Annotated in this window: 11 protein-coding genes; 6 read left to right on the top strand and 5 right to left on the bottom strand. The window is 68.4% G+C overall.

Annotation, left to right across the window (positions count from 1 at the left end; translation table 11 throughout):
• Window positions 1-3: 3 nt before the first annotated feature.
• Window positions 4-447 carry a 50S ribosomal protein L13 gene (rplM, locus tag AB0Q90_RS23625; RefSeq protein WP_190072581.1) on the bottom strand — a complete coding sequence of 148 codons (444 nt, stop codon included), beginning with the start codon at window positions 445-447 and terminating at the stop codon, window positions 4-6.
• 208 nt (window positions 448-655) lie between these two features.
• Complete coding sequence (locus AB0Q90_RS23620; protein ID WP_363159157.1) at window positions 656-1840, bottom strand: glycosyltransferase family 87 protein; 1185 nt, start codon at window positions 1838-1840, stop codon at window positions 656-658.
• Window positions 1841-1914: 74 nt separating this feature from the next.
• On the opposite strand from AB0Q90_RS23620, the gene AB0Q90_RS23615 reads away from it, so the two are divergent.
• From AB0Q90_RS23615 to AB0Q90_RS23590, 6 genes are all read left to right on the top strand, one after another.
• The gene (locus AB0Q90_RS23615) at window positions 1915-2802 is read left to right on the top strand and encodes a hypothetical protein (protein ID WP_363159158.1); all 888 of its coding nucleotides are present in this window, start codon (window positions 1915-1917) and stop codon (window positions 2800-2802) included.
• Between the two features lie 75 nt (window positions 2803-2877).
• Window positions 2878-4221, top strand: coding sequence for a glycosyl hydrolase (locus AB0Q90_RS23610; protein ID WP_363159429.1), 1344 nt, complete (start codon window positions 2878-2880; stop codon window positions 4219-4221).
• A gap of 253 nt (window positions 4222-4474) precedes the next feature.
• Window positions 4475-5926, top strand: a complete 1452-nt coding sequence (locus AB0Q90_RS23605; RefSeq protein WP_363159159.1) for a glycosyltransferase family 2 protein — start codon at window positions 4475-4477, stop codon at window positions 5924-5926.
• A gap of 22 nt (window positions 5927-5948) precedes the next feature.
• Window positions 5949-7178, top strand: coding sequence for a hypothetical protein (locus tag AB0Q90_RS23600; protein WP_363159160.1), 1230 nt, complete (start codon window positions 5949-5951; stop codon window positions 7176-7178).
• A gap of 15 nt (window positions 7179-7193) precedes the next feature.
• Complete coding sequence (locus AB0Q90_RS23595; RefSeq protein WP_363159161.1) at window positions 7194-8294, top strand: NDP-sugar synthase; 1101 nt, start codon at window positions 7194-7196, stop codon at window positions 8292-8294.
• A 138-nt stretch (window positions 8295-8432) separates the two neighbouring features.
• A complete protein-coding gene (locus AB0Q90_RS23590; RefSeq protein WP_363159162.1) occupies window positions 8433-10385 on the top strand; it encodes an acyltransferase family protein in 1953 nt (650 codons plus the stop codon).
• Between the two features lie 62 nt (window positions 10386-10447).
• On the opposite strand, the gene truA is transcribed toward AB0Q90_RS23590, so the two are convergent.
• From truA to AB0Q90_RS23575, 3 genes are all read right to left on the bottom strand, one after another.
• Complete coding sequence (gene truA, locus AB0Q90_RS23585) at window positions 10448-11284, bottom strand: tRNA pseudouridine(38-40) synthase TruA (protein ID WP_363159163.1); 837 nt, start codon at window positions 11282-11284, stop codon at window positions 10448-10450.
• A 73-nt stretch (window positions 11285-11357) separates the two neighbouring features.
• Entirely contained in the window at window positions 11358-11858 is a 501-nt protein-coding gene (gene rplQ, locus AB0Q90_RS23580) for a 50S ribosomal protein L17 (RefSeq protein ID WP_363159164.1), read from the bottom strand.
• Window positions 11859-11954: 96 nt separating this feature from the next.
• A complete protein-coding gene (locus AB0Q90_RS23575) occupies window positions 11955-12977 on the bottom strand; it encodes a DNA-directed RNA polymerase subunit alpha (protein WP_003966937.1) in 1023 nt (340 codons plus the stop codon).
• Window positions 12978-13001 lie beyond the last annotated feature (24 nt).

The following is a 13001-nucleotide window of genomic DNA, read 5'->3' as shown; positions in this document are numbered from 1 at the left end:
GACTTACTGCGCGACCTGGGTGATCTCGTACGGCTGCGGCTGCTGCGCGCCGTGCGGGTGCTGGTCACCCTTGTAGACCTTCAGCTTCGAGAGCATCTGACGGCCCAGGGAGTTCTTGGGGAGCATGCCCTTGACGGCCTTCTCGATGGCCTTCTCGGGGTTCTTGTCGAGGAGCTCGTCGTAACGGACGGAGCGCAGACCACCCGGGTAGCCGGAGTGGCGGTACGCCATCTTCTGGGTCCGCTTGTTGCCGGACAGGTGCACCTTGTCGGCGTTGATGATGATGACGAAGTCACCGGTGTCGACGTGGGGGGCGTAGATCGGCTTGTGCTTGCCCCGCAGGAGGGACGCGGCGGTGGTGGCGAGGCGACCCAGGACGACGTCCTGAGCGTCAATGACGTGCCACTGGCGAGTCACATCGCCGGGCTTAGGGCTGTACGTACGCACTTCGCAGCCTTCTTCTTCAGGGATGGGTGCTGACACATGGCATCACTGAAGCGATCGTGCAGCTGGGGACGACAGAAGCCGGGGACGCTGCCCGTATGCCGCCCACTGGTAACTGCTCCAGGGAACCTACGTAAGGGCTTCTCGCGTGAGAACGACCAAGCCAATACGCATAACAAACCGCAAGAGTACCCGCGCTGCCCCGGACGGGTCAAAACGAGGTCACTGCCGTCACAGGAGCCGATTTTACGGGCACACGACGCTCCCCCGCCCAGCCCTGCCGCATCACCGTGAACGCCAGCGCACACAGCGTGAGCGCGTCCTTGAAGGCCCGCCGCTGCACCGGCTCCAGACAGGGCCACGTCACTCCGGGGAGCTGCGGCACCAGCGCGAGCCAGAACCAGGGCGACCGGGCCACCGAGCCCGCGCACGGGAGCGAGGCGAGCAGCAGCGGCACGACGATCACCAGGTAGTGGTCGTACGACGGTCTGGACACCAGGAACGCCGAGAGCATCAGGGCCGCCGCCGTCTCCGTGAGCCGCGGCGGGCCGGGGTCGGCGCGCTGCCAGCGCCGGTACGCGCACACCACCCCGGCGCCCGCCACCAGCAGGGCGAGCGTCCCGGCCACCCCCTGCGGCACCCCGAGCCGGGGCAGCACCGCCGCCGGGGATGCCTCGTAGAGCCGTACGAAATCGTCGTCGCCCTTCAGCAGGAAGGGGAGGGTGCGGGTGACGAAGCCCATGGGGTCGGGGAGGAACAGGGCCGAGGCCGCCGACGCCGCGGCGGGGACGGTGATCATCAGGGCCAGGGCCCGCCACCGTCCGGCGAAGGCGAAGAGCAGCGCCATCGGGACCAGCACCGGCTTCAGCGCGATCGCCAGGCCGAGCACCGCACCCGCCGTCGCCCACCGGCCCCGGCTCACCAGCAGCAGGCCCAGCGGGAGCGCGAGCGCCGCCGTCGCCGTCCAGTTCGCCAGGAGGACGAGGTGGGCGAAGGGGGCGAAGCCTGCGGCGAGGCCGGTCAGGCCGAGGGCGGCGAAGCGGCTGCGCAGCGGGACGCCGTGCAGCCGCAGGGCGCAGGCCCAGCCGGCGGCCAGGCAGGCGGTCACGGTGAGCGGCACCAGGACGCGGAGCGCGGCCGGGGAGAGCAGGGCCTGGGGAGCGGCGGCGAGGACCGCGCCCGGAAGATAGAGGAAGTGCGGATCGTCGTAGGGGGAGCCGCCGGCCAGCCAGGTGCGCGCGGCCCGCACCACGATGGCGTTGTCCATGCCGCCGTCCGAGGTCGCCCGCGCCGTGCGTGCCGCCGTGGCTCCCAGTACGGCGACGAGGGCCGCCCACAGATGCCAGGACGCGGGTCGCACCAACCACCCGGAGATGTCGCTTTTGCGCTCACTCATCGTCCGAACGCTAGGGGCAGCAGAGCCCGTTGGGGCGGACCGGCACACCCCGCGCCCCGTCTAAGATGCGGCCCATGAGCTTCGGGCAGCAGGGGGGATCCCAGTCCCAGTGGGATCCCTGGAAACCGCATTCCCAGCAGCCGTGGAACAGCGGCGGCGACAGCCAGACCCCGGACTGGGCCGCGCTCGCCGAGGCGTCCGAGTCCCGTAACAAGCGGCGACGGCTGCTGTTCGTCGGCGGTGGCGCACTGGCCACCGTCGCGGTCGCGGCCGCCGTGGCCGTGGCCGTGGTGTCCGCGAACGGCGGTGACGAGGCCTCGAACAAGCCGACGGCCCAACTGCCCGCGACCGCCGACATCCCGAGCGAGTCCACCACCGCGGAGCCGTCCTTCGAGCCGACGAGCGCGCCGCCCCCGCTGGACCCGATGGACTTCATCTCCAGCAAGGAAAAGGACACCGCACCGCTCGGCGCGGACACTCTCTTCCCGGGCACGCAGCTCACCATGGGCGCGACGCTCTACAAGAAGGGCCCGACGGCCGAGACGAAGGACTGCGCCTCGGCCGCCCTGAAGACCCTGCCGAAGATCCTCGACGAGGGCGGCTGCACCCGTCTGATACGCGTCACCTACGTCAAGGACGGCGTCGCGGTCACGGTCGGCGTGGCCGTCTTCGACACCGCGGCGCAGGCGACGAAGGCGCAGGCCGAGACGGACGACAAGAGCATCGTGAAGTCGCTGTCCGGCAAGGGCGTGAAGGACTTCTGCAACGCCGCCGTCTGCCGCTCCACGCGCAACGCGTACGGCCGCTACGCCTACTTCACGGTCGCCGGTTTCACCAGCGGCAAGGACGTGACGGAGAAGGACACGAAGGTCTTCTCGGCCGGCGACGACATCCGTGAGTTCGCCCGCCGCCAGATCCACCGCCGGGGCGAGGCCCAGGCGTCGGCCGCCGCGAACGAGTAGCAGCGCACCGGAGTCCGCGCCACCGGGTGACAATCGCCCTACGACAGACCGTCGGAGGGGGTGGGCGTCGTGCGGATGCGACACCGGGTCAGGCTGCTGGGCGCCGCGGCGGGCGCCGTCGTACTGGCGCCGCTGGGCCTGTGGGCCTGGCCGGAGGACGAGTACGGACCGGACGAGCCCGTGCTCGTCCCCACCGATCTGCGCACCCGCGACCCGAAGGCCACCGCCGAGGCCCGCACGGTGTACGCGATGCTCGCGCGCTTGGAGAACAAAGCCCGGCGCGGCCGCCCGAGCCGGACGGTGATCGGGCAGCACGTGGAGCTGCAGAACGAGCGGTACAACGCGCGTTACGGCGACCGCGAGGGCACCAAGCAGCCGGGCTACTACTACCGCAAGGCCAAGGACATCACCGGCCGGCTGCCCGGCTTCGTCGAGCTGGACCTGGGCCCCGGATACGGCCAACAGGCCTGGGGCGTGGGCGAGTCCCGCTCCTACTCGCGGGCCTGGCCGAGTTGCAGCCGGCGCTGGGGCTACACGGACGATGCCGTGGACCTCGCGGTCGGCGTATGGGCAGGCCTGCCCCGGGCGGCGGACGGCTCGTACCGCCCCTCCGGCACGCACACCGAGTGCTCCTCCGGCACCGAGGTCCGGCTGCCGCACAACGGCGGCCGCCCGTCGGGCCTGGTCGGCTTCTCCTTCCACCAGCCCTACCCCGGCAGCCCCGTCAAGAGCTTCGAGCGGACCCTGCACCGCAACTCGCCGGCGGCCGGGGACGAGGGCTGGTTCGCCCGCGTGGTCACCCCCGGCAGCACCGAGCACCAGCATCTGCTGCACGACCTCGCGTTCCTCGCGGACCATCTGGGCTACCTCGCCGGCCGCGGGGTGCCGGTGCTGCTGCGCCCGTACCACGAGATGAACACCGCACCCGGCGGCGGCTTCTGGTGGTCGGGCAAGGACCCGGCGCTGTTCCGGAGGCTGTGGCGCCTGACGTACGACTACCTCGTGCACCGTCGCGGCCTGCACAACCTGATCTTCGTCTGGGCCCCCAACTCCTGGGACGGCCGCTACGGCCGCGAGCCCTGGGCGTACTACCCCGGCGGCCGCTACGTCGACGTCGTGGGCGTCGACGACTACAGCGACTCCCCCGCCCACCCCTTCCACGGCAAGCCCTGGACCGAGGTCTGGTACCGCGGCCTGGAGCGCTTCCACCGGCCCCGGATCGTCTCCGAGTCCTTCCATGTGCCGCTCAACACAGCCCAGCCGCGCACGCTGTCCCGGACGCCATGGGTGCTGTGGACGGTGTGGGGGCAGGCGCTGACGTACGAAAACCTCTCCGAACCCCGCCACAAGAACACCGCGAACGACGTGAAACGGACGTACTACTCGCCCCGCGTGATCACGGCGCAAGACTTCACTTGATTAACTTTTGAGCACATCTCCCTCACACCAGTTCCATGAATAGCCCACGCATGCGAGTATCGTGCTCCTGTTCGGCCAGTGGTTTGGGCGCCTGGGGGGGCTTCTGACTGGTGAGTGGCCGATAACGCCGATGAAGGCGTTGGGGGGCACAGGAATCCCAGAGTGAAAGTGCCATGGCGCGCGCCGTCGTGCCATGGCCGAGATCTGCGCTGCCTCAACGCACAACCGATCTCACGGGAGTACCGCAGTCGTCATGGCTACGACAATGGTCGACGGGGGTGCGCCGCACTCGCGGCACAACACCAAGCTGGCTAAACGAACCGCCGAGTGGAAGCCGGGCATCCTTGCCTTCCTCATTCCACTGGTGGTCCTGCTCTTCTTCAGTCTCTGGTCCTACACGCCCAGTGACTCACCGATCGCCTGGCTGATCACGATCGCCTGGGCGCTGCCCGTCCCGGGTGTGCTCGTGTCCATCCAGGGCTTCCTGCTGATCCGCCGCCGTCAGCGCAAGGCGCACCTGATGACGCCGCCGGCCCTGGTCGAGCAGGACTTCCTGATCACCCTCGTGCCCACCATCGGCCGCCACGACACCTACCCGGCGCTGGAGCGGTCCGTCCTGTCCTACGTGGAACACCTCCCCGAGTGGTTCCCGTACATGCGGGTCGACGTCCTCACCGAGGAGGGCTGCGAGGCCGCCGAGCGGATCGACGCCCTGGCCGCGACCCACCCGTGGATCCGCGTGGTCACCGTCCCCAAGGCCTACCAGACCAAGAACGGCACCCGTTTCAAGGCCCGCGCCAACAACTACGCCCATGAGCTGCGCATCGCGGAGGGCGAGGCCCTGGACAACGTCTGGGTGCTGCACATGGACGACGACACCGGCGTCGGCCCCGACACCGCCGCGTCCCTCGCCCAGTTCATCAACCGCCAGCGCCGTGCCACGCCCGACGAGGTCAAGCACATGGCGCAGGGCATCCTGACGTACCCCCGCGAGAACGCGGTCAGCATGTTCACGTGGTTCGCCGACGCCATCCGCCCGGCGGACGACATCGCCCGGTTCCGCGCGTTCACCGGCCTCGGCACCCCCGCCGCCGGCGTGCACGGCGAACTCCTCGTCATCCGCGCCAACATCGAGGCGGAGATCGGCTGGGACTTCGGCCCCAAGGAGATCGTCGAGGACGCCCGCCTGGCCCTGACCTTCTGCCGCCTCTACCCCGGCCGCAGCGACTGGTTCAACGGCCGCTGCTACGGCGCCTCGCCGGCCAACATGAAGGACTTCGTCAAGCAGCGCGAGCGCTGGGCCTGGGGCCTGGTCGCCCTCTGCTTCAACCGCAAGGTGCCCTTCCGCTACCGCTGGTTCATGACCGTGTGTGTCACCAGCTGGATCCTCGGCCCGCTCCAGCACGTCGGCGCGATCCTGCTCGCGGCCTGGATCATCAACGACATGAACACCTCGCCGGTGACCCAGTCCGTCGTGGTGCTGTGGTCGATCAGCTTCGCCTATGTCATCTGGGCGTACTGGGAAGGTCTGCGACTCAACGCGATCGCCTCGGCGAACGGCAGGCGCAAGTGGTGGGAGCCCTTCGCGGTGCTCCTCCTGTTGCCCCTGTTCTCCCTCCTCGAAGGGCTCGGCGGCTTCAAGGGACTCATGAAGTTCATCCGCCGCGAGGAGAACAAGTTCGTCGTCATCGCCAAGCCCGCCTGACCCCGGAAGAGACAGACCCCTCATGAAGCGCGCCCGCTTGCCTTTGCTTGCCGTGCTGCCCACCGTCGTCATCGCCGCGGTGGTCGCGGTCCCCTTCGTCCTCGGCGACCACCCCGTGCGCTGGGAGTCCGGCTCCCTGATGCCACACCTCGTCCTCAACGACGAGGACAACTCCACCTCCGACCAGGCCCCGGGCACCGGCGGCACGGGCGGCGGCGACTCGTCCGCCCCCGTGGAACTGGCCAAGGTGGACAAGGAGTGGAAGGAGGGCATGCCGCAGTGGGGCGTTCAGCTCTACTGGGAGGACAACCCCGAGCACTCCCTCGAATACGTCGAGAAGCAGGCTCGGCTGCACGCCAACTACCTGGTCGGCCTGCACGCCAACTCCGTCAGCGTGAGCTTCCCCTTCTTCACCGGCCACATCGAGTCCACGAAGATCAGCCGGGGCGACAAGACCCCCACTCCCGACCGGCTCGCCCGGATCCTGGAGATCTTCCACGAGGCCGGCCTGCGCACGACCGTACGGCCGCTCATGGACGAGAAGTCCCTCGACACGGACAACGGCGGCTGGCGCGGCAACATCGAACCCGCCGACCTCGACGCCTGGTTCTCCTCGTACGAGAAGTTCCTGACGCCCTATCTCAAGGCGGCGCAGAAAGAGCAGGCGACGACCTTCGTCATCGGCACCGAGCTGAACTCCATGGAGGGCGACGCCCACTGGGACACGCTCGTGGACAACGCCGAGAAGCTGTTCTCCGGTGAGGTCGCCTACGACGCGAACTGGGACGCCTATGTCCGCGGCCCGGTGACCATGCCCGTCAACCACCTCGGCATCGACGCCTACTTCCCCGTCAAGGTCGACGACGACGCGTCGATCGACACGCTCGTCGAGGGCTGGAACAAGTGGCTGGACCGGAAGGCCACCGGAACCCTGCCGAAGATCACCATCGCCGAGGCCGGCATCGGCGCGATGAACGGCGCCTACCACGCCCCCGGCGACTTCTACACCAAGCGCGCCGTCAACCAGCAGGTTCAGGCGAACTGGTACACGGCCGTCTGCCAGGTCGTCCAGGAACGGCAGATGAGCGGCGTCTATTGGTGGTCGATCTACTTCGACGACAACCCCAACGACAAGCCCGACGACAAGAAGCAGTCCCGGCTGGACTTCGCCGGACGCCCTCTCAGCGAGAAGGCCGTCAAGACCTGCTTCACCTCCGACTACGCAGGCCCCGGCGTCGACACCGCCGGCTGACCGAGCGAGGCAATCATGCAAGAAGCCATCATCCTGGTGGGCGGCAAGGGAACTCGCCTGCGCCCCCTGACGAACCACACCCCGAAGCCGCTGCTCGGCGTCGCGGGCTCCTCCTTCATCCGGCACCAGATAGCCAAGCTGATGGACGCCGGAGTCGAGCACGTCGTGTTCGCCACCTCGTATCTCGCCAGCCTCTTCGAGGAGGAGTTCAAGGACTTCTCCCAGGACCTGGAGATCTCCTACGCCGTCGAGGAGGTGCCGCTCGGCACGGGCGGGGCGATCCGCAACGCCGCGCGACTGCTGCGCGGCGGTTCGGCGGACGCGCCCGTCCTCATCCTCAACGGCGACATCCTCTCCGGCCTCGACCTGCGGGACGTACTGGAGCAGCACCGGACGCGGGACGCGGACGTGACGCTGCACCTGACGCGCGTAGCGGACCCCCGCGCCTTCGGTCTCGTGCCGACGGACGAGTCCGGTCGCGTCCTCTCCTTCCTGGAGAAGCCCAAGACCGCCGAGGAGTGCGTCACCGACCAGATCAACGCCGGCTGCTACGTGTTCCGCCGCTCGGTGCTCGACGCCATCCCGGCGGACCGCGAAGTCTCCGTCGAGCAGGAGACGTTCCCCCAGCTCGTCGCCGAGGGCAGCCGAGTGTTCGGCCACACCACGAGCGACTACTGGCGTGACCTCGGCACCCCGCTGGCCTTCGTCCACGGCTCCGCCGACCTGGTCACGGGCCGGGCGACCTCGCCCCTCGTGGCTGGACCGGCCGAGGCCCTGATCGACCCCACCGCCACCATCGACCCGACCGCCCGCGTCACGGGCGGCTCGACGATCGGACCGCGCGCCGTGATCGGCCCGCACGTGATCGTCGACCGCTCCATCGTCGGCGCGGGCGTCACGGTCGCGGAGGGCGCGCAGATCCACGACTCGGTGGTGGACCACGACTCCACCATCGGCAGCGGATCCGTCCTCCGCGAGACGGTCGTCGGCTGCCACGCGCACATCGGTGCCGAGAACGAACTGCCCGCCCAGCTACGGCTGTCGTGCGGAATCCGCATCCCCGCCCAAGGAGTACGCGTCAGCGGTACGGCTGCCGCCTGCGCGACGGTCCACTGACCTCGCCCACCCGCCACACGGTCCGACCGGTCAGTCAGTTACTGGAGAATCATGTCCCGCCATCGCACAGGGGCCGTGAAGACGGAACGTCTTCGCAAGTATCGGCCTGATATTCAGGGCCTGCGTGCCGTCGCCATCATGATGGTGGTCGCCATGCACTGCGGCATTCTCGACATCCACGGTGGCGTGGACGTGAGCTTCGTGCTGAGTGGCTTCCTCATCGGCAGCCAGCTCCTGGCCGAGATCGACAAGACCGGCAAGGTGTCCCTGAGCAAGTTCTGGGCGCGCCGCTTCCGGCGGCTCGCCCCGGGCACCGCCATCACCGTCATCGCCACGGCCGGCCTGTGCTGGATCTTCGTCAGCCCGTTCCGCTTCCGTGAGTACATGTCCGACGGACTGGCCGCCTCGCTGAGCATCATCAACTGGCGCCTCGCCGAGAACGGCACCGACTACTTCGCCAACGACGGCAGCCAGTCCCCGTACCAGCACTTCTGGTCCCTGGGCATCGAGGAGCAGTTCTACGTCGTCGCCCCGATCGTGCTGGTCGTCATGGTCTGGATCAGCCGCAAGATCTTCCGCAACCGCGTTCTGCTCGCGTTGTTCCTGATGGCCGTGATTGCCGGCTCGTTCTACATCGGCTACACGACGACCACCACGAACCAGCCGCTCGCCTACTTCAGCACCCACACCCGCATCTGGGAGCTCGCGTTCGGCGTACTGCTCGCCCTCAACGCGCCGCTGCTCTCCCGGATGAACACCGCGGTGGCGACCTTCCTCACCTGGGCGGGACTCGCGACCACCCTGGTCACCGCGATGCTCATCACCGAGCACACCCCGCTGCCCGGTTACGCGGTGGCCGGCCCCCTGCTGGGCGCGGCCGCGGTCATCGCCGGCGGCTGTGCCGCTCCCCGCCTCGGCGCGGAGAAGCTCCTCGACAACCCCGTCTTCAACTTCGTCGGCAACGTCAGCTACGGCTGGTACCTCTGGCACTGGCCGCTGCTGATCCTCTGGCCCAGCATCATCGAGCGGGAATTCACGTACCAGGACCGGCTGCGGGTCGCGGTGGTCTCCTTCCTCCTCGCCATCGCCATGCACTACATGGTCGAGAAGCGCTTCCGGGACAACGTGAAGCTCACCCTCAGCCCGTGGCGCGGCATCTTCACCGGCGGCGCACTGACCAGCTCCGCCGCCGCCTGCACGGCGCTGGCCCTGTACGTGGTGCCGCTCAACCTGCCGCTGTCGACATCGGGAAGCAACGCCGCCGCCCTCGGCTTCGAGGGCACCGAGTCGGTGAAGCAGGCGGTCAGCCAGCGGACCAGCCCCAAGATCAGCGAGTCCGCGCTGCTGAAGGCGCCCGACGACCGAGGCGACTTCGGCTGTATCGACCAGCTGCTCGAAAAGAGCTTCGTCATGCGGGACGAATGCGTGATCGGCGACAAGGAAGCCGACAAGACCATGGTCCTGCTGGGCGACTCGCACGCCTTCCAGTGGGGCAATGCCTTCAACGAGCTCGGCCGTGAGCTGAACGTCAAGGTCATCACGGTGATCAAGAGCGGTTGCAGCCCCGAGGTCTACAAGATCACCCGTGAGGACCTCGGGCGCGAATACACCGAGTGCACCAGCTGGCGGAAGACCGCTCTCGCGCAGATCGCCGAGCTGAAGCCGGACGTCGTCGTCGTCACCAACCGCGCCCAGAACACCACCACCCGCGAAGGTGCCCAGGACACCTTCGGCAAGCTCAAGGACACCGGCGCGGACCTGGTCTATCTGACGGACACGCCGTTCCCGAACCGCAACATCCCGGACTGCCTGGCGAAGGGCTCCGAAGAGATCGCGACCTGCAGCCCGAAGGCCGAGGAGGTCATCGACCGTGCGGAGTTCCGCACGATGGAGCGCGAGGTGGCCGAGGAGCACGGGGCCAAGGTCGTCGACACGATCCCCGCGTTCTGTGCTGACGGGTACTGCCCCGCCGTGATCGGCGGGAAGGTCGTCTACTGGGACTACAGCCACATGTCCGGCAGTTACTCGACGTCCCTGGCGCCCTATCTCCAGCCCTCCTTCGAAGAGGTGCTGGGCAAGAGCAAGGCATAGCGCCGCCCTCTTCTCCTCCGTACCTGTCACCAGGTACGGAGGAGAAGGCCCCCGAAGCCCGCTCAGCCCCGCTTCCGCCGAGCCTGCCGCTGCCGCTCCGCCAGCAACTCGTCCGCCGGATAAGCGACTTCCTCCAGCGTCAGCCCATGCGGCCGCACCACATGCACGGCACTGTCCCGCACCCGGGCGTCGAGCACCTTCCGCGGCCACTCCACCCCACGGTGCCCGTCGCCCACGAACAGCAACGCGCCCACCATGGACCGCACTTGGTTGTGGCAGAAGGCATCGGCGCGGACCTCGATCTCCACGACACCACCCTCGCTCCGCCGCACCCCGAAGTCGAAGATCTCGCGGATCGTCGTCGCCCCCTCACGCTTCTTCGCGTAAGCGGCGAAGTCGTGCTCCCCGACCAGGGACTTGGCGGCGGCGTCCATGACATCGACATCCAACTCCCAGTCGTGCCACAGCACATGGTTGCGGAGCAGCGGATCCACTCCCCCGGGCCGATCACACACCCGGTAGACATAGCGCCGCCACAGCGCCGCGAACCGTGCGTTGAACCCCGCCGGCGCCTCGGTGAGGGACCACACCCGCACATCCCTGGGCAACCGCCCGGCGAGCCGCTTCAGCAGCTTCTCCTGGTGCTCGGCCCAGAGCTCCTCGGGCAGATCCACATGCGCCACCTGCCCCCGCGCATGCACCCCGGCGTCCGTGCGCCCGGCCACGGTCAGCTCGTACGTCGTCTCCCCGGACCGCGTGACGGTCCGCAGCGCGTCCTCGATCTCCCCCTGTACGGTCCGCCGTCCCCCGGCCTGCTTGGCCCACCCGGAGAACTCGGTCCCGTCGTAGGACAGGTCAAGGCGCACCCGTACGTACCCGGGCTGTACTTCGTCACTCACTCCTGGATCCTCTCAACAAACGCGGAACGGGCCCGCCCCCCAAGGGGCGGACCCGTTCACTGCAAGGCGAGCCTCAGGCGTCCTTGGACTCCTCGGCCGGAGCCTCGGCGACCTCGGTCTCCTCGACCTTGGTCTCCTCGGCCTTGGCCAGCTCGGTCTCCTTGACCGCACGCTTGGTGGCAGCCTCGGCCTCACCCGTGGCCTGCTGCGCAACCGTCAGCGCCTCGACCAGCTCGATGACAGCCATGGGCGCGTTGTCGCCACGGCGGTTACCGATCTTGGTGATACGGGTGTAGCCACCCGGACGGTTCTCGTAGCGCGGGCCGATCTCGGTGAAGAGCGTGTGGACGACGCTCTTGTCCGTGATGACCTGGAGCACCTGACGGCGGTTGTGAAGGTCGCCCTTCTTCGCCTTGGTGACCAGACGCTCGGCGTACGGGCGCAGGCGGCGGGCCTTCGCCTCGGTGGTGGTGATACGGCCGTGCTCGAACAGCGACTTCGCGAGGTTCGCGAGGAGCAGCTTCTCGTGCGCGGCGCTGCCGCCCAGACGGGCACCCTTGGTGGGCTTCGGCATGGTGTTTCTCCTAGGTGTCTGCCCCGGCCGTATCAGGTACCGGGGTCAGGAACCCGATGAGCGGATGCTCACCGGCAACGACCGATCAAGTACTGATCAGTACTGCTCGGTCTCCACGAAACCCGCGTCCGCGTCGTCGTCGGCGCCGAAGGCGTCGGCGGCGGCGGTCGGGTCGAATCCGGGCGGGCTGTCCTTGAGGGCCAGGCCCATGCCGGCCAGCTTCGCCTTGACCTCGTCGATCGACTTCGCACCGAAGTTGCGGATGTCGAGGAGGTCGGCCTCGGAGCGAGCGACGAGCTCACCCACGGAGTGGATGCCCTCACGCTTGAGGCAGTTGTACGACCGAACGGTGAGCTCCAGCTCCTCGATCGGCAGCGCCAGATCGGCGGCCAGGGCGGCGTCCGTCGGGGACGGCCCCATGTCGATGCCCTCGGCGTCGATGTTCAGCTCGCGGGCGAGACCGAACAGCTCGACCAGCGTCTTACCGGCGGAGGCCATGGCGTCACGCGGACGCATCGCCTGCTTGGTCTCGACGTCGACGATCAGCTTGTCGAAGTCGGTGCGCTGCTCGACACGCGTGGCCTCGACCTTGTACGTGACCTTCAGAACCGGCGAGTAGATGGAGTCGACCGGGATACGACCGATCTCCTGGCCCACCTGCTTGTTCTGCACGGCGGAGACGTAACCACGGCCACGCTCGACCGTGAGCTCCATCTCCAGCTTGCCCTTGCCGTTGAGCGTGGCGAGGACGAGGTCGGGGTTGTGCACCTCGACACCGGCCGGGGGCGCGATGTCGGCGGCGGTGACCAGACCCGGGCCCTGCTTGCGCAGGTACATCACGACCGGCTCGTCGTGCTCCGAGGAGACGACCAGCTGCTTGATGTTGAGGATCAGGTCGGTGACGTCCTCCTTGACGCCCGGCACGGTGGTGAACTCGTGCAGCACGCCGTCGATCCGGATCGAGGTGACAGCGGCACCCGGGATCGAGGAAAGGAGGGTACGGCGGAGGGAGTTGCCGAGGGTGTAACCGAAGCCCGGCTCCAGCGGCTCGATCACGAACCGGGAGCGGAACTCGTCGACGACCTCTTCGGTCAACGAGGGACGCTGAGCGATCAGCATGTGTGGATCAGATCCTTCTTTCGT

The organism is Streptomyces sp. NPDC079141, assembly GCF_040686775.1.
Lineage (GTDB): Bacteria > Actinomycetota > Actinomycetes > Streptomycetales > Streptomycetaceae > Streptomyces.
Note: the sequence above shows the minus strand (reverse complement) of the source record. Positions and strands in the feature narration are given on the sequence as shown.

What these genes read in the sequence shown, in the direction of transcription:
- AB0Q90_RS23620 (WP_363159157.1), bottom strand. Translation starts at nt 1,840, where the DNA reads ATGAGTGAGCGCAAAAGCGACATCTCCGGGTGGTTGGTGCGACCCGCG.
- AB0Q90_RS23615 (WP_363159158.1), top strand. Translation starts at nt 1,915, where the DNA reads ATGAGCTTCGGGCAGCAGGGGGGATCCCAGTCCCAGTGGGATCCCTGG.
- AB0Q90_RS23610 (WP_363159429.1), top strand. Translation starts at nt 2,878, where the DNA reads ATGCGACACCGGGTCAGGCTGCTGGGCGCCGCGGCGGGCGCCGTCGTA.
- AB0Q90_RS23605 (WP_363159159.1), top strand. Translation starts at nt 4,475, where the DNA reads ATGGCTACGACAATGGTCGACGGGGGTGCGCCGCACTCGCGGCACAAC.
- AB0Q90_RS23600 (WP_363159160.1), top strand. Translation starts at nt 5,949, where the DNA reads ATGAAGCGCGCCCGCTTGCCTTTGCTTGCCGTGCTGCCCACCGTCGTC.
- AB0Q90_RS23595 (WP_363159161.1), top strand. Translation starts at nt 7,194, where the DNA reads ATGCAAGAAGCCATCATCCTGGTGGGCGGCAAGGGAACTCGCCTGCGC.
- AB0Q90_RS23590 (WP_363159162.1), top strand. Translation starts at nt 8,433, where the DNA reads ATGATGGTGGTCGCCATGCACTGCGGCATTCTCGACATCCACGGTGGC.
- rplQ (WP_363159164.1), bottom strand. Translation starts at nt 11,858, where the DNA reads ATGCCGAAGCCCACCAAGGGTGCCCGTCTGGGCGGCAGCGCCGCGCAC.
- AB0Q90_RS23575 (WP_003966937.1), bottom strand. Translation starts at nt 12,977, where the DNA reads ATGCTGATCGCTCAGCGTCCCTCGTTGACCGAAGAGGTCGTCGACGAG.